The organism is Rhodococcus sp. ABRD24, assembly GCF_004328705.1.
Classification (GTDB): domain Bacteria; phylum Actinomycetota; class Actinomycetes; order Mycobacteriales; family Mycobacteriaceae; genus Prescottella.
On the sequence record NZ_CP035319.1, the window covers coordinates 2,730,939 to 2,751,926 of the forward strand.

Genomic DNA, 20,988 nt, shown 5'->3' on the forward strand with positions numbered 1-20,988 from the left:
CGCCCGAACCACTGAACAGGAATTCGCGGCACGGTTCGGTCTCGAAAGTGCGCTGTGAGCTCTCGGTCGGGGTTTTGGGCGTATTCAGGGCGAGCCGGACGACGACCGCGGCGGGTAGTTCATCTGATGTCGCGGCGACGGAAGGCGGCCAGCCCGACGAGCAACAGCGCCGTGGTGATCAGCAGCAACCACACGATCGGGGCGGCATGGAACTCGCCGCCGGGTAGCCGGGGCAGGTGCAGGAACGGGACCAGGTCGAGCAGCGGTTGGGGAAGGTCGGCGACCATCCCGAAGACGTAGAGCGCCATCATCGCCGCGAAGACCGCCCATGAGACGGGCGCGAGACGCGGCGCCATTGCAAACAGCGTGAAGGTGATACCGGCCAGCAGCCACACGCCCGGCAACTGCACCAGCGCCGCACCCAGGATGCGGGGTACCTGGCCGCCGACGTCGTCGATCGACACGCCGTACGAGATCCCCGCCGCCAGGCCGGCGACGGCGAGTGCGATGGCAGGGCCGACGAGCGCGAACAGGATGTGGCTCATGGCCCAGCGCCGACGGCCGATCGACGCGGCGAGAGTGTTCTCGGCGCGGCCTGCTTGCTCCTCGTCGTGCAACTGCAGGGTGGCGGAGATGGAGTACGCGCCGGCGCCGAGCCCGAAGATCGTGAACCCCAACGCGATGAAGGAGTCCTCTATCGTCCGCGTCCCGCCCAGCCGGGCCAGAACCTGCGCAACCGCCTCGCTGCCGCCCAGCTGATCGCTGACGCCGTGCGCGGCGCCGCCGATCACCAGCGCGAACACGGTCAGGCCTACGGTCCAGGCGATCAGCGGTCCGCGTTGCGTGCGCCACGCGAGTCCGACCGGCCCGGAGAGTGCCTTCGGAGCCGCCGCAGGGCCGCGGCGCTCGGCGATGAGTCCCGCGCCCAGATCGCGGCGCGCGAGCAGTTGGTAGGCGATAGCGATCAACATCACGGCGGTGACGGCCGGAAGCGCTGGTACCCACCATCGTTCGTCTGCGTAGGGACGCAACTGCTGGGCCCAGCCGATCGGCGACAGCCACGACAGCGATCCGGACCCCGCGTCGCCGACTGCGCGCAGAAGGAAGGCAATGGCCAGTACGACGAATGAAATGCCGCGAGCCAGTCGGGCGCCGGAACTCACCTGTGCAGCGATCGCGGCGACGCCGATGAAGACAGCCCCCGCGCCGAAAGCCGAGATTCCGAACGCAATCGAGCCAGCTACTCCGGTCCCGATCGAGATCAGTCCCAGGGTGCCGGTTGCGGTACTGATGGCCACACCCAGGCCTGCGACGAGCAGCGCGGCGGTCAGGCTTGCGTACCGGCCGACCGCGGTCGAGTCGAGCAGTTCGGTGCGCCCGCTGTCCTCTTCGGTCCGGGTGTGCCGGATGACGGTGAGGATGACGGCGACGGCCAGGAAGGTGAACAGGTAGCCGGCGCGCCAAGCCGTCAAAGCGCCGACGCTGGAGCCGAAGATCGGTCCTACCAAGGCGATTTCGGACTTGAGTGCCGAGGTCGACTCGACGAAGGCGACGCGCTGACTGTCGGTGGTGTACAGCCCGATGATGGCCCGGCCGTAGATGATCGGCAGCAGGCCGATGGAGAGCGACCAAAACGGCAGGATCATGCGGTCGCGTCGTAGGATCAGGCGCAGCAGTGCTGTGGTTCCCGTGAACGGTGATGACGCTGTGACCGTCGGATGGCTGGTCGCAGACGGCGCGGTGGTGGTCATACCCGCACCTCTTCGGTGAGTTGGTAGTGCCGCAGGAACAGTTCCTCGAGCGTCGGCGGCGTGCTGACCAGACTCCGCACCCCGGTGTCGCCGAGCGTGCGGATGAGCGTTCCCAGAGCATCGGCGTCAACCTGGCAGTGTAGCGTCCGGCCGTCGAACCGGACGTCTTCGACGCCCGGTATCCGTCCGAGATCTCCTGGATCGCCGGTGATTTCGGCGGTGATCGACGTGCGGCTGAGGTGGCGCATGGAGTCGATCGAGCCGCTCTCGACCGTCTTCCCGGCTCGGATGATCGTCACCTTTTGGCAGAGAGCCTCGACCTCGGAGAGAATGTGGCTCGACAGCAGTACGGTCACATTGCGGTCACCGGCCTCGGAAATGCAATCGCGAAAGACCTTTTCCATCAGCGGATCCAGACCAGTTGTCGGCTCGTCAAGCAGGAGAAGGCGGGCGTGGGACGAGAACGCCGAGATCACCGCTACCTTCTGCCGATTTCCCTTCGAGTATGTGCGCGCCTTCTTCCTCGGGTCGAGATCGAACCGTTCGATCAGCTCGGCGCGGCGGCCTGCGTCCATGCCACCGCGCATGCGGCCGAGCAGGTCGATGACCTCGCCGCCGGTCAGCGACGGCCACAGGGTGACATCGCCTGGGACGTAGGCAATGTCACGATGCAGATCGACGGCGTCCCGCCACGGATCGCGGCCGAACAGTCGCGCCGTGCCGCCGTTGGCGCGCAGCATGCCGAGAAGCACCCGGATGGCGGTCGACTTGCCGGCTCCGTTGGGGCCGAGGAATCCGTGCACCTCGCCTTCGCCGACCGTGAGATCCAGCCCGTCGAGAGCGCGGGTGGTGCCGAAGGTCTTCACCAGCTTGTCGATTTCGATGATGACGGTCATGTCTTCTCCTGGAGGTCGTGTCCTGGAAGCCGGAATGTGGACTACTCGGGTTCGTGGGCCACGTAGGCGTCGAGCATCGAGGTGTCGACGAACAGCCCCTCGGTATGGACCTCGAGGCTGGGCAGCATGATCTCGTCGGTCATCGCGCGGATCGCAGCGCCGTAGCCGGCCGAGCCATCCTGTTCGTTTCGCATCTGCAGGTAGAGCAGCGTCGACCCGAGGCTGTTGAGGGTGAGGTACCGCGCGCGGGCGGCAGGATCGCGACTGGGTCGGAGCCTGCCCTCGGCGACGCCGGCCTCGAGGTAGGTCTCGACGCCGGCGACCATGTGCTCGAACAGTGATGCGGCGAGGCGTCCACCGGCCTGGAAGCTCCGGACCAGGTAGGCGACCAGTGGGGCGTACTGCTCGATCTCCGCCAGCGCCGTGAGCATGCGTGCGGGACTGGACGCCGTCAGCACCGCCTTCTTCTCGGAGACGATGATCGAGAGGACCTTCTCGTCGCATGCGCTGCGCAGGCCCTGCTTCGAGCCGAAGTGATGGTTGACGAGGCCCGGAGAGACTCCAGCCGCGGTCGCGACGGCACGGACCCCGGCGTCGAATCCCTGCTCACCGAACACTCGGATCGCGGCGTCGCGGATCCGTGCGCGGGTGTTCAGGTCCTGTGCCTGCGTGCCCGGAACAGCCATGGCTGAACACATGTTCAAAACGCTACTCGCGTGTGCAACGGCCGACAAGGGTTGCGCCGCCGTGAGCTGGGCTCAGCCGCCGTCGTGTCCTGTTCGGGCGGCATGCGGAATTTCGATTTGCCGCCGCGACGGCCGCAGCGGGCGCACAATTCAATCCAATATTTGGTCAGCGTGATCGGGGGTTGCGTCGACGGTGTGGATGCTCGAGAAGCGAAACCACGCAGCACGCGTGACTGCTCTGGTCGCTGCCGGATTGTGCGCGGTGGCCGCCGTCCTGGCTTACGACATCATCGGCGGCTCGGTGGCTGTGGAGGCACCGACCCCGGCCTGCCCCCCGACTACCCGAGATCACGACTTCGGCCCCACCCGGGCGGGCTCCGCAGAACTGATGGTGCCGGGCTCGCCGGTGGCCGCCACCGCCTGCCGTTACGACGGAATCCGGTACGACGGCTCGGCGCCACTCGGACTGACCCGCGCCGGCCTCCTGAGCGGCGAGGTTCTCGACAAGGTCGTCGAGGTGCTCAACGAGAGTGTGCCGACGAGCCCCACCGCGTGCCGACCGGTCGACGGCCGTGCATCCGCGGTGTCGGTGATCTTCCGCTACGAATCGGGTCCGCTCGTCGAGGTCCGCTGGGGTACGGATCGGTGTGGACTGGTGACCAACGGGATTCGGTCGGCCAAGCTGTCGACCGTAGCGATTCCCCCGTACTGGGGTTGAGCGGTATCGGGGATGAGCCCGCATCTAATGGCCATTTGATCAAGGACTCCGAGGACGTCAGGAATCGGCATGCGCCAGTACTGGACAACTGTTCAAAATTCTGTTCAGATTCGAGGCGCCTTTCGACACGGAGAGTAATGCCATCTCCCGAGGGTGCCCGACTTCACTACCGCACTGGAGACGAGACATGCGTAAGACGCTGGCGACGGCTGGGGTCGCAGCATCGGTGACCGGCCTATTGCTCGTTCCGGGGGTGGTGGCCGACGCGGCCTCCGCTGACACCACGGTGACTTTCAGCGTGACCGGTCTGAACGGTGGTCTCGACCTCAGCGTGCCGGACGGCGCCCCGTTGACCTGGGTGCCCGGCCAGGACGGCGCCACCGCACTCGCCCCCGTCTCGAGTGTTCGTGATCGACGGAATGGCACGGGTGTGGCCCGCGCGTTCCTGGTGACCGCATCGATCACCGACCTCACCAACAGTCAGGACAGCACCATTCCGAAGAACAAGGTGACGTACACCGCGATCGCTCCGACCACGGGTGCTGAAGGCACTGGCGCACAAGCGCTGGGCTCGCCCAAGGTCGTCCTCGCCCAACCGGGCCACGGATTGACCGACATCACGGTCCAGTGGACCCCGAAGCTGTCGATCGACCGCACTGCTATCGACGTCATCGGGAACTGCAGCGCGACGTTGACTCACTCGGTTGCTTGATTGTTCGTTCCGCTTCCACTCGGCGCGGCTCATTCGACGAGCTGCACCGCGGGTCTCTCACGAAGGTGATTCCTCCATGCGCCACCTGCTTACTTTCCTACTTCTGATTGCATCGATCGTCGGGTCTACCGTGACGGCGAACGCGGCTCCGTCCGTGGTTCCTGCGGCCGAAGGGGGAGGTATCGGCATCAGGCTCCTCGATGCGCCCGTTGGGAACCCGGGCGATCCGCGGGCGAACTACATCGTCGAGGATCTCGCACCAGGCGCGACGATCCACCGGCGGGTTCTTGTCAAGAACACCACCGCTGCGACGCAGCGGGTCGAGGTCTACGCGGGCGCGGCCACTGAGACGAACGGTCAGTTCGTAGTCGAGGACCGGGGCACCCTCAATGAACTGACGACGTGGATGAGCATGGACAAGCCGAGCGTCGTACTCGCGAGCGGTGAGAGTTCCGAGGTGATCGTCACGTTCGCGGTTCCCGCCGACGCGCCCGAAGGTGCGCAGCAGGCGGTGGTCTGGGCCCAGGGCGCCAACGGCAATGGTGGCGGTGGCGTCATCTCGGCATCCCGTGTGGGGGTCCGCGTGTATCTCACCGTGGGTCCGGGTAACGGCCCGCCCGCGAACTTCGGGATCCTCGGCCTGGCCTCGGAGACCGGGCCGGACGGGCAGGTCTCCGTGGTGGTCGACGTCGAGAACACCGGCGGCCGTGCCGTGGACATCAGCGGCGAGCTGATGTTGACCGCAGGTCCTGGCGGTAGGAGTGCCGGACCCATCCCAGCCAATGTGACGAGGGTCGGTACGGGAGAGCGCGGCAGGGTGGTGTTCCCGATTTCGGACAGCGTCGAGCTGCCGGGCGGCCAGTGGCTGGCGTCCGTCAAGCTGCTGCACAACAACTGGCTCGAGCGCAAGTACTCCGGCCCGGTCACGTTCCCCGAATCCGGTGCGGGCGGTTCCCTCGGTTCGCTGGGCTCTCTCGGTTCCTCCTCCGGTACGTCGTCACTCTGGATCCCACTTGTGGGTGCCGCCGCGACCGCGGCGGTGGGGGCAGCGGCCTGGGCGCTGTGGCAGCACAACAACCCGCCGGCCGGGTAGTTCGAACACGGACCATTCGAACGGCGGTCTCGATCATTCGATGATGTACCGACACTGCTTCGCCGGAACCTGTGATCACGGCCACGGACGGGGTAGGTTTGTGTGTAACTCGAAATCTACTCACCAGTAGGGGTGCGAACATGCCTGCTCCGTCCGCAGCGACATTTGCGCGTCTCGCCGATCTCATCGCGATCCCGGACGCCGCTGACCGTCCGACGCGCTCGATCGTCGAGGCATTCACCGGCCGCGAACTTGCGACCGTTCCGGTCGGTACCGAGGCCGATGCGCTTGCGGCTATCGAGCGGGCCCGCGTGGCGCAGAAGGCGTGGGCGAAGCGCTCGCCGGTCGAGCGGGCGCAGATCTTCTTCCGCTACCGCGACTTGGTCCTCGAGAACCGCGATGCGCTGATGGACATGGCGCAGGCCGAGACCGGCAAGTCTCGTGCCTCGGCGCAGGAAGAGGTTCTCGATATCGCGATGACCTCTCGTTTCTATGCGCGGCTCGCTCCGAAGCTGCTGCGCCCCAAGCGGGTCCAGGGGATGCTGCCAGGCCTGACCAAGACCGTTGTCCGACGTCATCCCAAGGGAGTCGTCGGCGTGATCTCGCCGTGGAATTACCCGATGACCCTGGCGGTGTCCGACGCGATCGCGGCGCTGCTCGCCGGCAACGCCGTCGTGATCAAGCCGGACAGCCAGACGCCGTACTGCGCGCTCGCCTGCGCGGAGCTGCTGTACCAGGCGGGTCTTCCTCGTGAGCTGTTCGCGGTGGTGCCCGGTCCCGGATCGGTGGTGGGCACCGCACTGGTCGAGAACACCGACTACCTCATGTTCACCGGCTCCACCGCTACCGGACAGCTGCTCGCGGAGCAGGCTGGGCGCCGCCTCATCGGCTTCTCCGCCGAGCTCGGTGGCAAGAACCCGATGATCGTCGCCGCGGGTGCGAATCTGCGCGAGGTCACCGACGCGGGGGTGCGCGCCTGCTTCTCCAACTCCGGCCAGCTGTGCATCTCGATCGAGCGGATTTTCGTCGAGGAGTCGATCGCGCCGGAGTTCATCCGCATGTTCGGGGAACGGGTACGCAAGATCAACCTGGCGCCTGGCTATGAATTCGGCATCGAGATGGGCAGCCTCGTTTCCGAGGCGCAGGTCAAGACGGTTTCCGGGCATGTCGAAGACGCTGTGGCGAAGGGCGCCACGGTGGTCGCGGGCGGCAAGGCGCGTCCCGACCTGGGCCCGCTGTTCTACGAGCCGACGGTGCTCACCGGCGTTACCGAGGAAATGGAGTGCTACGCCAACGAGACGTTCGGACCTCTGGTATCGATCTACCCGGTCGCCGACGTCGAGGAAGCAATCCGCCGCGCCAATGACACCGAGTACGGCCTCAATGCCAGTGTGTGGGCGGGTAGCCATGCCGAGGGTGAGGCCATCGCGTCTCGCATCATGGCAGGCACGGTCAACGTCGCTGAAGGCTACGGCCCGGCGTGGGGCAGCACCGCAGCGCCGATGGGTGGCATGGGCGCCTCCGGGGTGGGTCGACGTCATGGCGAGGACGGGCTGCTCAAATACACCGAGGCGCAGACTGTCGCGACCACGCGTGTGGTCAATCTCGGTGGCCCGCGTTGGCTTCCGGCCAAGGTGTGGGCCAGGCTCCTGCCGCCGTTCATCAAGGCGATGGGTTACCTTCCGGGGCGTTGAGCCGGCAGATTCGAGGCCCGCTGCACGGCGCGCCGTTGATCGTTAGACATGCGTACTGTCACGTCTGATCGGACTTCACTCGTTACTCTCTTCCCGTGAACGAAACCACATGGGTGCGTAGGGCACTGGTCGTCGAAGATCAGCCGCTGATGCGTTCACTGGTCGGCGACGCACTCCGGCATGCCGGATTCGAGGTGGAGCAGCGGTCGTGTTCTGCCGACGCGCTCGCCGACTTCGACGACATCGACCCGGACGTTCTCATCACCGACATCGACCTCGGGGCGCGGCCCAACGGCATGGAGATGGCGATGATCATCCATGCCAGGGCCCCGCACTGCGCGGTGGTGTTCCTGACGAACTATCCGCGGGCCCGTGTCGCTCCGGGTGAGGGCGTCCCCGCTGGATCGGTGTTCCTCGACAAGGTCTCGCTGGAATCCGTGGAGGATCTGGTGACGGCCGTCGAGTTCGCGCTCACGGAAAAGCCATTGCCGCCGGCGCCCAGGCATGACGATCCGGACGCGGTGCTCGAGCGGTTGACGCGTACCCAGCTCGACGTGCTGCGGTGTATCGCGCTCGGCTGGTCCAATGCCGAGATCGCGCGGCGACGGGGTTCGAGCCTGCGAAGTGTCGAGAAGATGGTGACCCGCACCTTCGATGCCCTCGAGCTGAGCAACAACCCGGAGCTGAACCCGCGGGTCGTCGCCGCACAGCTGTACGTCCGCCGCTTCGGAACTCCGGCGGAGATCGGTTGAACCGACAGTTTCCCTGGCTGACGCGGATCGGCGGCAGCTGCGCCGTCACTCGCTGGTCGTGGATTCTGACCGCACCGTTCGCGGTCACGGTCATGGGTAGCTACACCACTGCTCAGAGTCCTCGCGACTGGCCCGAGTACTTCGGGGTCGCGGTGGTCGTGCACATGATCGTCGGTGGCGGGCTGTTGATTGCATGGCTCACCGTGCTGCGCGGCAACCGGATCCGGCCGCGTCCCGCCGTGTCGATCGCCGTCTTCGCCGTGCTCGGCGCATGCCGACCGTTCCTGCTGGATGCGCTGCTGAGCTTCCAGGGCCTGCCGACCGACCTCCGGCCGACGCTGATCCGCGTGATCATCAACGTGTCGACGGCAGTGGTTTCGTTGTCGCTCATCGCGATTCTCGTCGACGCCATCCGTGAACACAACGCGATGATGCAACGGTTGCGGGCCGCGCAGGCAGCGCTCGATCAGCAGCGCAGAATCGACGAGAAGTACCTCGCGGGTCTCGGACGGGAATGCGCCGACGAGCTGGCCGGACAGATCCGCTCCGCTCTCGATGCCGCGGACCGAACTTCGCTCGAACCCGAGCGGGCGTCACGGCTGCTGCGCGGGATCTCGGAGGAGATCGTCCGCCCCATGAGCCACGCGCTGTTCCAGGACGTCACTCCGCTGCCTCAACCGGCCGTGACGCCCGCGGTACTGACCCGACGCGAGCGCCTGGCGGACATGATGCAGGCGGTGGAACCAGCTCCGCTCGTCCTGCCGGCGCTGTTGTACACCTCGCTGATCATGACGTTCCTGTTCACGAATTACGGGTTCCGCGATGCGGCACTCCAGATCGTGCTCGGCGCCGTGGTGTCGATGTTCGGAAGCTGGGTCGTCCAGCGCACGGCGTCGCGAATTCCGGTCGCCGCCCGGCGCATCGGCTTCATGGCAGTGGCGTACGTCGTCGTCGCTGCCGCGACCGCCTCTGTGTTCTGGGTGATCCTCGGCGGCGTCGGATACCCGCCGGCCTTCGTCCTTCCCGGCATTGCTTTCTACCCCTTCTCCGCGCTCGCCATCTGCTTCATCCGGGCTGCGACCGCGCAGCGTGCGCTGGAGGAGCAGCAACTCGCGACGGCGCTCGGCGAGCAGAGCCGTCTCGCGGCGGAGGTGCACGGGCAGGTGGTGTCGGCTCGGCGGCGGCTGGCGCACGTTCTGCATTCGTCGGTGCAGGGCGAGCTGGTGGCCGCGGCACTCCTCATGCACACGTCAGCCAGTGCCGCCGGTACCTCCGTCGATCAGCCGTCCGTCGACGCAGCCGTCGGCGAGCTGATCGACCGTATCTTGCGTGAGGTGGCCGAGGACGAGTCGCGGCCGACGATCCCGAGAGCCGAAGCCAAGCAGCAGATCACCGAGTTGATCGGCATGTGGTCCGCTGCCGTGCCGATGGTGACGGACATCGACGAGGCGGTCTGGCCGTTACTGTCGGCCAGCCCCGTCCGCCTCGAGCATGCAGTCGACGTGTTGTCCGAGGGCTTCACGAATGCCATCCGGCACGGATCGGGCGGTCCGTTACACGTGTCGATGCGGGTGGATCCGCGGACATCGTTGATCTGCATAGGAATTCGATCACCCGGCCAGATCGCGCGAGATCGTGGTGTGGGGCTGGGGCTGGCCTCGTTGTCGAACTCGGTGGGGGCGGCGGAACTCGTTCAGGAGCCCGATTCGGTGTTGCTGTCCGTCCGGCTCGATTGACCGGCGCCGGCTCCTCCGTGCAGCGATGTCGCAATACCCGAACATCTGGGACGAACCTGGCACTGACCTTCATATCGTTGCTCTCGGATGCCGACGATAGTCTCCGCACTGTTCGTCAGCTTCCGCATTCGATACGAACGAAGGAAGGGTGAGTCGAAATGGAATCCACAGTGGCTCATCTGGTTCCGTTGGGAATCGGAATGATCATCAGCCCGATTCCACTCGCGGCCATCATCGCGATCGTGCTCTCTGCCCGGGCCCGGACGAACGCGATGACGTTCACGGCCGTGGCGATCGCGGGGTCGGCGGTGATCACCATCGTGACAGCGCTGACGAGCAGGTCCGATCTGGACGCCACTGGAGCAGCGCACCCGACTCAGGTGGTGTTCGCCTCGGTCTTCGGCTCTGCCTTCCTGGTGATGGCGTATCTGAGCTGGCGGAGCCGGCCGAAGAACGGCGCCGCCGCAGTGATGCCCTCGTGGATGGCCCAGATCGACTCCATGACTGCCGGCCGGGTCGCAGTACTGAGCCTGCTGCTGACGGTCCCGAATGCGAAGAGCCTGCCGATCGAGCTCAAGGCTGGCACGCTGATCGGTGAAGCGCATCTTGCTGTGCCGCAGTTGATCCTCCTCGGATTCGGGTTCGCCGTCCTCGGCGGACTGGGCCTGATCGTCCTCACCATTCTCGCGGCTGTGCCATCGAAGCGGGTCACCGCTGCGCTCGGCATCGTCAAGGACGAACTGGTCCGCCACAACGCCGCCATCATGACCGTTCTCTTTCTGATGCTGGCAGCCCTACAGGTCTCTCATGTGATTTCCGCGCTCAACGCGTAGCCGTCCCAATCGATTCGAAGGAGGAACCCGATGACTCTCACCGGCAACAACACCGACACCGTGCCCGTCGTCCAAACCAGCTACGGACCGGTGCGCGGCACGATCGACGGCCCCGTCGCCGTGTGGAAGGGAATCCGCTTCGCGGCCGCACCGACCGGTGGCCGGCGGTTCCAGGCCCCCGTCGCACCCGAGCCGTGGACCGACATCTTCGAGGCGAACCGCTTCGGCCCAGTCTGCCCGCAGAGCCCGATGCCGGGGATGCCGCTCGGCGTCGATATCCAGAAGCACGAAGACTGCCTCTCACTCAACGTCTGGTCGCCGGGAAGCCTCGACAAGCCGAAGCCGGTCATGGTGTGGATTCACGGAGGCGCGTACTTCCGCGGGGCGTCGAGTCAGCCGCTGTACGACGGCCGGTCGCTCGCCGAGAACGGTGACGTTGTCGTGGTCACGATGAACTATCGTCTCGGCGTCCTCGGGTTCGTCGACTTCTCGTCGCTGAACACCGAAGAGCACCGGTTCGATCCGAACGTCGCGCTGCAGGACATGATTGCCGCGCTGCGCTGGGTGCGGGACAACATCACCGCCTTCGGCGGTGATCCGGACAGCGTCACCCTGTTCGGGGAATCGGCTGGCGGCGGCGCGGTGACCACGCTGATGACAATGCCTTCGGCGCGGGGGCTCTTCCACCGCGCGATCGCGGAGAGCTCCCCGGCCACCTCGGTGTACAACTCGGAGCGAGCAGCTCATGTTGCGAATACCTTCCTCGAGATCCTCGGCGGCGCAGACGATCCCGTCGAGCGTCTGCTGACGGCGACCTCGGACGAACTGCTGACGGCGTCGGACGCGTTGTTCGCCCGCATCCCCAGTGAGACCCCCGGTACGTTGGCGTTCGGCCCGATCGTCGACGGCGAGCTGGTGCCGGACTATCCGGTGAATGCATTCTGGAACGGCACCGCGATGCGGATCCCGCTGCTCATCGGCACCAACAAGGACGAGTCGTCGCTGTTCCAGATCATGAAGAGCCCACTCATGCCGGTCGATCCCGCCGTCATCCGGGCGATGTTCGACGAGATTGCCGCCGAGCACCCCGATCTGGAGCTACCCGATCAGGCGCGCATCGAATCGGCCTACTCGGGTCTGGCCACCAAGAGTGATGCGATGGGGTTGACTCGGGACTTCGGGTTTCGGCTGCCCACGCTGTGGATCGTGGAGGCGCACAGCCAGTACGCCCCCACTTGGCTGTACCGCTTCGATTACGCGACGCCGATGCTCAAGGCGTTGAAGATCGGCGCGACCCACGCGACCGAACTGCCATACGTATTCGGCAACATTGCGCATGGGCCCAAGGAGATCACCTACAAGCTCGGCGGCCTGTCCACGGGCCGGAAGGTGTCGGCGCGCATGCAGCAGCGGTGGCTCGCCTTCGCGAAGTACGCTGTGCCGGTCGGCCTCGACGGTGAGCCGCAATGGGACGCATACAACAGGGAGAATCGGGCCACGCTGGTGATCGACAAACACGACACCGTCGTCAGGGATCTCGACGGGCCGCTGCGCGAGGCCTGGGGCGAGCAGGTCATCGCCTTCACCTGAGTTGCGCTCGTGGCTCAGTTGCCGATGGGGTCCAAGTACCCCGGAGGCCTCAACCGAAAGTTTGAATTGCCCGATTCGCGGTCGGCATCCGTCACTGTCGCGCGTTTCCTCTGATGGAATCGCGGGAGCGTCGACAGATGGCGCGCCGCACAGCCGGAGGAAAGGCGTAGTGATGAGCGTGGATACGACCGAGACCGAACCCCGAGTGGGGCGGCGGGACTGGATAGGGCTGGGGGTTCTGGCCGCCGGTCTGTCGCTCATCGTCGTGGACGGCACGATCGTCAACGTTTCGCTGCCGGTGATCATCGACCAGCTGAACCTGGACCTCACCGATGCGCAGTGGATCAACAGCATCTACGCAGTGGTGTTCGCGGCGTTGCTACTCACCGCTGGCCGACTCGGCGACCGATTGGGCCGCCGGTTGCTTTTCATCGTCGGTGTCGTCGTGTTCATCGGCGGCAGCCTGCTCGCTGCCGCGTCGGACAGTTCCACCGCGCTGATCGTCGCCCGCCTCGTACAGGGTGTCGGCGGCGCGCTGGTGCTGCCGTGCACGCTGTCGACGGTCAATGCGACGTTCCGCGGGAAGGACCGGGCCATAGCGTTCGGCGTGTGGGGCGCCGTGATCTCCGGCATGGCGGCCGTCGGCCCGCTACTCGGCGGCTGGCTCACCACGTCGTTCACGTGGCCGTGGATCTTCCTGGTCAACGTCCCGATCGGCATCCTCGTCATCATCGGCGCCGTGCTCACGGTCCCGGAGACGCGGGCGAAGATCACCGTTCCCGGCCTCGACGTCGTCGGTCTGCTGCTCAGCGTGATCGGGTTCGGTGCGTTGATCTTCGCACTGATCGAGGGGCAGACCATCGGTTGGTGGACACCGATCGCGGACCTCAACGTCTTCGGTGCGACGTGGCCGGAGACCGCGGCGATCTCCGCGACTCCTGTCATTGCCGCGATCGGTGTGGCGGCGCTGGTGGCGTTCGTGGTGTGGGAGCGGCACCGGGCGCGAATCGCTCACTCGGCGATCTTGGACCTGGCGCTGTTCCGCTTCCGCACGTTCAGCTGGGGCAACTTCACCGCGATGAGTGTCGCGATCGGCGAGTTCGGCCTGCTGCTGGTCCTGCCGCTGTTCTTGGTGAATGCTATGGGGCTCAGTACCCTCGGCGCCGGTTGCGTGCTCGCGGTGATGGCCGCCGGTGCGTTCATGTCGGGTGCTGCAGCTCGCCACGTGACGGCGAAGTTCGGGGCGCCGCGCACCGTCATGCTCGGCTTGGCGCTCGAGGTTGTCGGTGTGCTGGCATTCGCGCTGTACCTGCGCCCGACCTCGCCGACGTGGCTGTTGGCGCTGCTGCTCGCCATCTACGGACTGGGCCTGGGGCTGGCGTCGGCACAGCTCACCGGCACGGTCCTGGTCGACATTCCCACCGACGAGTCCGGGCAGGGATCGGCGACGCAGAGCACTGTCCGGCAGCTGGGCGCCGCGCTCGGCACCGCGATTCTCGGTACCGTGCTTTCGCTCGGGCTCGCGCACAGCCTCACCGACCGGCTCGAACCGGTCGCGTTGCCGCCGCAGGTTTCGTCGCAGCTGGTGAACGCCACCCGTGACTCGGCCGGCGGTACGATCCCGTCGATCCGCGATCAGGGTGACCACGGCCGACTCGGCACCGCCGGGCCGGAGACGGCGGAAGCGCTGTCCGACGGATTTGCCGACGCGACCCGCTGGTCGCTGCTCGTCGCCGCCGGATTCCTGCTCGCCGGTCTCGGCACCGCGACACAGCTGCAGCCGCGGACTCGCGAGAAGGTCTAGTGGGCAAACGAATCCGTGACGGGAACTGGGGCGGGGAACCGGTTCGCCGCTCCGGCTCCGTCAATTGACGGATGCCCGATTCGATGCGATCCGAAAGAGTGGGTCGACCGGCCGATTGCAGTCACTCAGGAGTGCTCTTAGCGTGGGAAACCATTATCCGGCAAAGACTTCGAGGAGCATCATGATCGATCTGTCAGGCAAGGTCGCGTTCGTCACCGGCGGGTCCTCCGGGATCGGGCGGGCGATCGCCTACACTCTCGCCCAGGTGGGTGCACACCTCGTGATCGCGGACCTCACCGAAAGCGCACGCGAGGGTGGCCCCACCACTGGCGAGCTCATCGTGGCGGATGGTGGTTCGGCCGAGCATGTGCTGCTCGATGTTTCGGACAGTGCGCAGGTATCGCGTGTCGTTGCCGACGTCTCGACCCGCCTCGGCGGCATCGACATACTGGTCAACAACGCGGGAGTGCTCGTCTCGGGCACCGTCGTGGAGACGGACGACGAGACGTGGCGTCGGCAGATGTCGGTGAACGTCGATGGCACCTTCCATTGCACCCGCGAGGTGATCCGCCAACTGCTCGCACTCGACCGCCCGGGCAAGGTCGTCAACATCAGCTCGATCAGCGGACTACGCGGGAACCCCGGCTTTGCGGCGTACTGCGCCTCGAAGGGGGCGATCGTCAACTTCACTCGGCAGGTCGCGCTCGATTATGCGGCGCACGGCATCAACGTGAACGCGGTGGCACCCGGGTTCGTGACGACGGAGATGACCGCGCTGTACGACGACCAGACCCGCGACGCGTTGTCGGCCCAGACCCCACGGGGCCGGTGGGCGACCGCACAGGACATCGCGAACGCGGTGCTGTTCCTCGCGTCCCCACTCGCTGATCACATCGTCGGCGAGAACCTGCTGGTGGACGGCGGCTGGACGATCGGAACGCCGGTCCAGCTATGAGTCGGATCGCGACGACCGCGTGAGCCCTCCTCACCCGGTCGTCGCCGGTGGTGCGACGATCCCCTCCGCTGTCGCGAGGCCGGCGGCCGCGACCCGGGAACGGCACTGCAACTTCTCGAGAATGTGTTCGACATGGGTTGCGACCGTCCGGTGGCTCAGGTGCAGCTCTGCTCCGATCTCGCTGTTGCTGAGACCCTGCGTGAGGAGCGCGAGCACTTCGAGTTCGCGGTTGGTGAGTCCGCGGGGCGGCCGGCGTTCGCGCATCGTCACGACCGATCCGGCCGAGACCGGCGTGAGCTGGATGAGGAACGTGCGGCCGTCAGGGGCGGTCCAGTACAGACTGCGCTGCCCGGGGAGGGCAGCCGCGACCAGGATCCGTCGCATGACGGGGCCGTCCTGCGTCAGGAGCGTCCCGCACGGCAGGCCCGGAAGCGGCACCAGCTGCTTTCCTTTCGTCAGCAGAGCCGATTCTTCGGCACTGTCGACGAGATCCGTCCAGGCCGCCGCCGAAACCACTCGGAGCGAGTCCAGAAGCGTGCCCAGTACCGGGCGCATCGCCGCAAGGCAGTCGACGTCGGTATCGCTGAGTGGCACCGCGAAGGTGGTGCTCAGGTGCAGTGATCCGGTGTAGCGGCCGTCGCGGGTGAACAGGCAGGTAGTAACCCCTTCGCGAAATCCTGACGGCTGGAAAACTTCTCGTGCACTGAAGGTTTCGGAATAGCGGGGGATGTCGCACCAGCGGAGGGGGCGTGAATGCCGGAAACGCATGGCCAGGAAGGCTGGATCGTCGACGGTGAATCCGTCGTTCAGATACCCGACCACCTCGCTCGGGTATTCGGTACCCGCGATCGTCGAATGCACGCCGTTGGTGGGGTCGTAGGTAGAGAGCGCCGCAGCCTCGAACGGTATATCGCCGCTGAGTCGTTCGATAACGGCCGTGGCGAGGTCGTCTGCCGGCATCGGTTCGGTACAGATCGCCGCGATATCGGAGATCATCGCGAGGGTGTCGTGAGAGTTCGTCATTTGCGTTTCCTCGTGCACCTGGGGAGCGGACAGTGTGGATCTTGCGCCTTCTCGGCGGGTGGCGGTGGCTTTCGGCGAGATCTCGAGGACGGATCCCACGTTGCGGGATCCGTCCTCAAACGTTTGTTCGGTTTCGATCGTGACTACTCGCGTTCGTGCGCTTCCTCCAGGACGATGCGACCGATCAGTTCGTATTGCTTCGGGTCGCGGAACCGGAAGTACACGGCGATGGCGGCACCGGCCGCGAACATACCGACCACGATCCACGGTGTCAGCGTGAACAGCAATGTGCCGGAGGCAGAACCGGCCGCGTCTTCTTTGTGCTTCCACAACAGGTAGACCACGTACAGCATGCCGATACCGCCGAGTAGGGGAGCGGTGAATGTCTTGAACCAGTGCGCCGATTCGGGATGGTGCTTGCCGACGTGGAAGTAGGCGATCACGGCGAACGCGCACAGCGCCTGGACGATCAGGATCGCCATCGTTCCGAGAATTGCCAGGATCACGTACATCTCGCCGTACGGATCCATTCCGGCGGCGAGGAACAGCAGCACGATAGTGGTGGCGATGGCGGTCTGCGTGAAGGATGCGATGTGCGGCGACCCGTGCTTGGGATGGGTCGCGCCCAGCGTGCGCTGCAGCCGTGGAGACAGGCCCTCGCGTCCGAGCGCGTACAGGTACCGCGACGCGCAGTTGTGGAAGGCCATGCCGCAGGCGAACGACCCCGTCACCAGCAGGATGTTGAACGTCGTCACCGACCAGGCGCCGAGGTACTCGCGGGCCGGGCCGAAGAAGATCTCCGATGCCGTACTCGAATCCTGCGCAAGCGCAATGGATTCACTTGGCCCGGTGCCGGCGATTGCCATCCACGACACGAACACGTAGAAGACGCCGACGCCGAGGACAGCGAACATCGTGGCGCGGGGGATGATCTTCTTGGGATCCCGGGACTCCTCGCCGTACATGGCCGTGGACTCGAAGCCGACCCACGACCAGAAGGCGAAGAACAACCCGAGCCCCGCGCTGGCCGTAACCACGCCCTTTGCCGGCTCGAATGCGTTGAGCGGATTGATGGATTCGGGAACGAAGCCCTCCGGGCCACCGCCGTGGACGAGCACAGCGAAGGCGCCGAGTGCGAGAATCGCGATCTCGGCGACGAGGAAGACGCCGAGAACCTTGGCGGTGAGGTTGACGTCGAAGTACGTAAGCAGAGCATTGAGTGCGATCATGCTGAGCGCGAAGACGATCCAGTGGACCGTGATACCCAGCTCCGTCTGGAGCATGTTTGCTGCGAAGAACGAGAAGATTCCGACCAGGGCGGCCTCGAAGACGACGTAGGCCATCGTGATGATGAATCCACTCGCCATGCCGACGATTCGCCCGAGCCCGTGCGAGATGAAGCCGTAGAAGGCACCGGTGGCTGTGATGTGCTTGGCCATCGTGGCGTATCCGAGGGCGAACAGGCCGAGCACGATCGTCGCGACGAGGTAGCCGGCAGGGGCTGCCGAGCCGTTTCCGAAGCCGATCGCGATGGGAACGTTGCCGACCATCGCGGTGATCGGCGCGGACGTGGCGACAGCCATGAAGACGACACCGATCGTGCCGACGGCGTTCCGTCTCAGTCGTTGAACGGACCGACCAGTCGGTGCTACTTCGGGGTTTTCGGTTTGGGTCATGAGCGGGGAACCTCCCGGAATCGTCGGGCTGACATAGGATGTGTGGTCTACGCCACATGGGATGGCGGCAATAATGGCACTACCAATTGACGCCCGCAAGGGTTCGGACCAAGAAAAACTGGTTACTTCGAGACCATTGACATTTATGGTCCTACCAATATTATTGACCTCGACAGTGGCTGACCGCCCGATCTGGATCGGGCCCGAGCGACGATGGGTAGGCCATGTACGACTACGGCGCATTCACTTTCGAGTCCAAGAGTGAAGTCCTCGAGAAGTCCGTGAAGTACTGGAATCCGGACAAGACCAAGTTTTGGACCAATTCTGGCGTGGATTTGGTCATCGACCGCCGGGAGGGTTACTTCCTGTGGGACATGAGCGGGCGACGCCTGATCGACCTCCACCTCAACGGCGGCACATACAACCTCGGACACCGCAATCCGGAGGTCGTGGCCGCCGTGACCGATGCGCTCCAACGCTTCGACGTGGGTAATCACCACTTCCCGTCGGTGGCGCGTACGGCACTGGCCGAGGCTCTGATCGCCACTGCGCCTGAGGGTTTGACCAAGGTTGCCTACGGCTCGGGTGGCGGCGAGGCGATCGATATCGCCCTCAAGAGTGCCCGGCACGCGACGCAGAAGCGCAAGATCGTCTCGATCATGAAGGCCTATCACGGGCACACCGGACTGGCACTCGCTACCGGTGACAATCGGTTCGCCAAGATCTTCCTCTCGGAGCAGCCCGACGAATTCGTGCAGGTCCCCTTCGGGGACATCGACGCGATGGATCGTGCCCTCTCCGGCCGCGACGTCGCTGCGGTGATCATGGAGACCATTCCGGCGACATACGGGTTCCCGCTTCCGCCACCCGGCTACCTGGAGGCGGTCAAGGCGCTCACCGAGAAGTACGACGCGCTGTACATCGCTGACGAGGTCCAGACCGGGCTGATGCGTACCGGGGAACTGTGGGCGATCACCAAACACGGCATTCGGCCGGACATTCTGGTGACCGGCAAGGGAATCTCCGGCGGCGTCTACCCGATCACTGCGGCGTTGCTCAGTGACCGGGCCGCGCAGTGGCTCGATCAGGACGGCTTCGGCCACATCTCCACGTTCGGCGGCGCCGAGGTGGGTTGCGTGGCAGCGCTCACGACCCTCGAGATCACGACCCGGCCCGAGGTTCGTTCGATGGTGCACTACATCTCCGAGTTGATGCGTGACGGTCTGCGCCGGATCCAGGAGACGTACCCGGACTGGATGGTCGGAATCCGGCAGAACGGAGTGGTGGTCGGGCTCGAGTTCGATCACCCGGAGGGCGCGAAGTACGTCATGCGCCATCTCTACGAAATCGGAGTGTGGGCGATCTTCTCGACGCTCGACCCGAGGGTCCTGCAGTTCAAGCCCGGAATCCTCATGCCACGCGATCTCTGCGAGGACGTGCTCGACCGGCTCGAAGTGGCTGTCGGCCGAGCGCGCGCGGAGGCGCGCAGAACTGATCGGAGAGCAAGCTGATGAGTACGGCACGTGCCGGACACATTCTCGAACGGGCCCGCTGGGCCGCCGCGTCCTATGCCACCTACGACCGGGAGAGTGTCGAAGCGATCGTCACCGCGGTCGCCGAGGCGGGCTACCGGGACGCCGAGAAATACGCCCAGTGGGCGGTCACCGAGACCGGGATGGGCGTGGTCGCGGACAAGGTCCGCAAGAACCAGGCCTGCTCGCGTGGGCTGGTGGAGCACTACCGCGGACAGGACTTCGTCTCGCCGCGGGTCGACGACGGCCGCAAGATTGCCGAGCTTCCCCGTCCTGCAGGGGTGGTGCTGGGCCTGACGCCCACCACCAATCCCGTTGCCACCGTGTACTTCAAGATCATCCTGAGTCTGATGACGCGCAACGCCGTGGTGATTGCACCGCATCCGCGGGCGAAGGAGTGCTGCGTCGACGCGGCCCGGATGCTCGCCGAGGCGGCGACTGCCGCCGGTGCGCCGGACGGAATCGTGCAGGTGCTCGAGGAGCCGTCGATCCCGTTGGTCGAGGCACTCATGGCGGATGAACGAACCGACGTGATCGTAGCGACGGGCGGCACCGGCGTGGTGCGCGCGGCGTACTCTTCCGGAAATCCCGCACTCGGAGTCGGGCCGGGTAACGTGCCGGTCCTGGTCGATGCCACCGCAGATGTCCGGGCCGCGGCCCGGCGGATCGTCGAGAGCAAGGCATTCGACAACTCGGTGTTGTGCACCAACGAATCCGTGCTGATCGTCGAGGAGTCGGTGGCCGACCAGCTCGAGAAGGAATTGACGCGGGCCGGAGCCCACATTCTCGACACCGAGTCTGCAGATCTGCTGCGCGCGTACATGTTCCCCGAAGGTCACCTCAACACCGATGTGGTGGGCAAGGACGCTACCTGGATCGCGGCGGAGGCCGGAATCCAGGTGAACCCTAAGGTGCGGGTGCTGGTTGCGCCGTTCCCTCTCGTCATCGCGGAAGAGGTGTTCACTCACGAGAAGCTGTCTCCGGTGATCGGGATGACCCGCGTCGCGGATGCGCGGCGGGGCATCAACGCTGCCCGGGCGGTGGTGCGCATCGCCGGTGCCGGGCATTCGGGTGCGATCCACAGCTCGGACTCGGCGACGATCATGGAGTTCGGGGCTCGGGTGCCAGTGCTCCGAGTATCGGTGAACGTTGGAAACAGCACCGGCAGTTCGGGTCTCGACACCAATCTCGCACCGTCCATGACGATCGGGACCGGCTTCGTCGGCCGCAGTTCGATCGGAGAGAACCTCGAGCCCAAGCACCTGCTCGACTGGACGAAGGTCGCGTTCAACAGCGACCCAGCCGTTCCGATGGGGTCGTTCGCCGGAGCCGAGCCGTGGGCCGTTCCCGCTGGGCCGGTCCCGTCGTACCCGGTCCCGTCCAACGATCCCGGAGCCGTCGCCTCGCCGTCGCCTCGGGCGCCGTCGCGGCCGGCCACCCGCTCGACCGGCCGTGGTGGTCCGGGTCCCGACCAACTCAGAGCCGAGCTGCGGCGCATCGTCGTCGAAGAGCTCTCTCAACTCATCAAGGGGTGAAC

17 protein-coding genes are annotated in these 20,988 nt (G+C 65.7%); 12 read left to right on the forward strand and 5 right to left on the reverse strand.

From position 1 onward, the window contains the following. Positions 1-119: 119 nt before the first annotated feature. From ERC79_RS12010 to ERC79_RS12020, 3 genes are read right to left on the reverse strand one after another with little or no spacing between them, the layout of a single operon-like run. On the reverse strand, positions 120-1,751 hold the full coding sequence (locus tag ERC79_RS12010; RefSeq protein WP_131578445.1) for an ABC transporter permease: 1,632 nt from the start codon (positions 1,749-1,751) through the stop codon (positions 120-122). Further along, positions 1,748-2,647 carry an ABC transporter ATP-binding protein gene (locus tag ERC79_RS12015; RefSeq protein ID WP_131578447.1) on the reverse strand — a complete coding sequence of 300 codons (900 nt, stop codon included), beginning with the start codon at positions 2,645-2,647 and terminating at the stop codon, positions 1,748-1,750. Before ERC79_RS12015 ends, ERC79_RS12010 begins: the two co-directional genes overlap by 4 nt. A 41-nt stretch (positions 2,648-2,688) precedes the next feature. Next, positions 2,689-3,333 carry a TetR family transcriptional regulator gene (locus ERC79_RS12020; protein ID WP_131581031.1) on the reverse strand — a complete coding sequence of 215 codons (645 nt, stop codon included), beginning with the start codon at positions 3,331-3,333 and terminating at the stop codon, positions 2,689-2,691. 229 nt (positions 3,334-3,562) lie between these two features. Between ERC79_RS12020 and ERC79_RS12025 the strand changes: the two genes are divergently transcribed. From ERC79_RS12025 to ERC79_RS12070, 10 genes are all read left to right on the forward strand, one after another. After that, positions 3,563-4,051, forward strand: coding sequence for a hypothetical protein (locus ERC79_RS12025; protein WP_131578449.1), 489 nt, complete (start codon positions 3,563-3,565; stop codon positions 4,049-4,051). Between the two features lie 187 nt (positions 4,052-4,238). Further along, entirely contained in the window at positions 4,239-4,763 is a 525-nt protein-coding gene (locus ERC79_RS12030; protein WP_131578451.1) for a hypothetical protein, read from the forward strand. A 76-nt stretch (positions 4,764-4,839) separates the two neighbouring features. Further along, a complete protein-coding gene (locus ERC79_RS12035) occupies positions 4,840-5,856 on the forward strand; it encodes a hypothetical protein (protein ID WP_131578452.1) in 1,017 nt (338 codons plus the stop codon). 140 nt (positions 5,857-5,996) lie between these two features. Continuing rightward, positions 5,997-7,550 carry a succinic semialdehyde dehydrogenase gene (locus tag ERC79_RS12040; protein WP_131578454.1) on the forward strand — a complete coding sequence of 518 codons (1,554 nt, stop codon included), beginning with the start codon at positions 5,997-5,999 and terminating at the stop codon, positions 7,548-7,550. A gap of 95 nt (positions 7,551-7,645) precedes the next feature. Beyond that, positions 7,646-8,302: a response regulator transcription factor gene (locus tag ERC79_RS12045; RefSeq protein ID WP_242676536.1), complete on the forward strand. Its 657-nt coding sequence runs from the start codon at positions 7,646-7,648 to the stop codon at positions 8,300-8,302. Further along, positions 8,299-10,038 carry a hypothetical protein gene (locus ERC79_RS12050; protein ID WP_131578456.1) on the forward strand — a complete coding sequence of 580 codons (1,740 nt, stop codon included), beginning with the start codon at positions 8,299-8,301 and terminating at the stop codon, positions 10,036-10,038. Before ERC79_RS12045 ends, ERC79_RS12050 begins: the two co-directional genes overlap by 4 nt. Before the next feature lie 158 nt (positions 10,039-10,196). Further along, positions 10,197-10,871 carry a GAP family protein gene (locus ERC79_RS12055; RefSeq protein WP_131578458.1) on the forward strand — a complete coding sequence of 225 codons (675 nt, stop codon included), beginning with the start codon at positions 10,197-10,199 and terminating at the stop codon, positions 10,869-10,871. 30 nt (positions 10,872-10,901) lie between these two features. Beyond that, positions 10,902-12,461: a carboxylesterase/lipase family protein gene (locus ERC79_RS12060; RefSeq protein WP_131578460.1), complete on the forward strand. Its 1,560-nt coding sequence runs from the start codon at positions 10,902-10,904 to the stop codon at positions 12,459-12,461. Between the two features lie 172 nt (positions 12,462-12,633). Further along, a complete protein-coding gene (locus tag ERC79_RS12065) occupies positions 12,634-14,265 on the forward strand; it encodes a DHA2 family efflux MFS transporter permease subunit (protein ID WP_131578462.1) in 1,632 nt (543 codons plus the stop codon). A 181-nt stretch (positions 14,266-14,446) separates the two neighbouring features. Beyond that, positions 14,447-15,220, forward strand: coding sequence for a 3-oxoacyl-ACP reductase family protein (locus ERC79_RS12070; protein ID WP_131578464.1), 774 nt, complete (start codon positions 14,447-14,449; stop codon positions 15,218-15,220). 30 nt (positions 15,221-15,250) lie between these two features. Here ERC79_RS12070 and ERC79_RS12075 read toward each other — a convergent pair whose 3' ends face one another. Beyond that, positions 15,251-16,243, reverse strand: a complete 993-nt coding sequence (locus ERC79_RS12075) for a LuxR C-terminal-related transcriptional regulator (RefSeq protein ID WP_131578466.1) — start codon at positions 16,241-16,243, stop codon at positions 15,251-15,253. A gap of 143 nt (positions 16,244-16,386) precedes the next feature. Next, a complete protein-coding gene (locus ERC79_RS12080; RefSeq protein ID WP_131578468.1) occupies positions 16,387-17,919 on the reverse strand; it encodes an APC family permease in 1,533 nt (510 codons plus the stop codon). Positions 17,920-18,143: 224 nt separating this feature from the next. On the opposite strand from ERC79_RS12080, the gene ERC79_RS12085 reads away from it, so the two are divergent. Further along, entirely contained in the window at positions 18,144-19,430 is a 1,287-nt protein-coding gene (locus ERC79_RS12085) for an aminotransferase class III-fold pyridoxal phosphate-dependent enzyme (protein WP_131578470.1), read from the forward strand. Continuing rightward, a complete protein-coding gene (locus tag ERC79_RS12090; protein ID WP_131578472.1) occupies positions 19,430-20,986 on the forward strand; it encodes an aldehyde dehydrogenase family protein in 1,557 nt (518 codons plus the stop codon). Before ERC79_RS12085 ends, ERC79_RS12090 begins: the two co-directional genes overlap by 1 nt. The last annotated feature ends 2 nt before the right edge of the window (positions 20,987-20,988 follow it).

Coding starts and splice junctions, on each gene's coding strand:
- ERC79_RS12010 (WP_131578445.1), bottom strand. CDS start 1,751: ATGACCACCACCGCGCCGTCTGCGACCAGCCATCCGACGGTCACAGCG.
- ERC79_RS12015 (WP_131578447.1), bottom strand. CDS start 2,647: ATGACCGTCATCATCGAAATCGACAAGCTGGTGAAGACCTTCGGCACC.
- ERC79_RS12020 (WP_131581031.1), bottom strand. CDS start 3,333: ATGGCTGTTCCGGGCACGCAGGCACAGGACCTGAACACCCGCGCACGG.
- ERC79_RS12030 (WP_131578451.1), top strand. CDS start 4,239: ATGCGTAAGACGCTGGCGACGGCTGGGGTCGCAGCATCGGTGACCGGC.
- ERC79_RS12035 (WP_131578452.1), top strand. CDS start 4,840: ATGCGCCACCTGCTTACTTTCCTACTTCTGATTGCATCGATCGTCGGG.
- ERC79_RS12040 (WP_131578454.1), top strand. CDS start 5,997: ATGCCTGCTCCGTCCGCAGCGACATTTGCGCGTCTCGCCGATCTCATC.
- ERC79_RS12055 (WP_131578458.1), top strand. CDS start 10,197: ATGGAATCCACAGTGGCTCATCTGGTTCCGTTGGGAATCGGAATGATC.
- ERC79_RS12060 (WP_131578460.1), top strand. CDS start 10,902: ATGACTCTCACCGGCAACAACACCGACACCGTGCCCGTCGTCCAAACC.
- ERC79_RS12065 (WP_131578462.1), top strand. CDS start 12,634: ATGAGCGTGGATACGACCGAGACCGAACCCCGAGTGGGGCGGCGGGAC.
- ERC79_RS12070 (WP_131578464.1), top strand. CDS start 14,447: ATGATCGATCTGTCAGGCAAGGTCGCGTTCGTCACCGGCGGGTCCTCC.
- ERC79_RS12075 (WP_131578466.1), bottom strand. CDS start 16,243: ATGACGAACTCTCACGACACCCTCGCGATGATCTCCGATATCGCGGCG.
- ERC79_RS12080 (WP_131578468.1), bottom strand. CDS start 17,919: ATGACCCAAACCGAAAACCCCGAAGTAGCACCGACTGGTCGGTCCGTT.
- ERC79_RS12085 (WP_131578470.1), top strand. CDS start 18,144: ATGTACGACTACGGCGCATTCACTTTCGAGTCCAAGAGTGAAGTCCTC.
- ERC79_RS12090 (WP_131578472.1), top strand. CDS start 19,430: ATGAGTACGGCACGTGCCGGACACATTCTCGAACGGGCCCGCTGGGCC.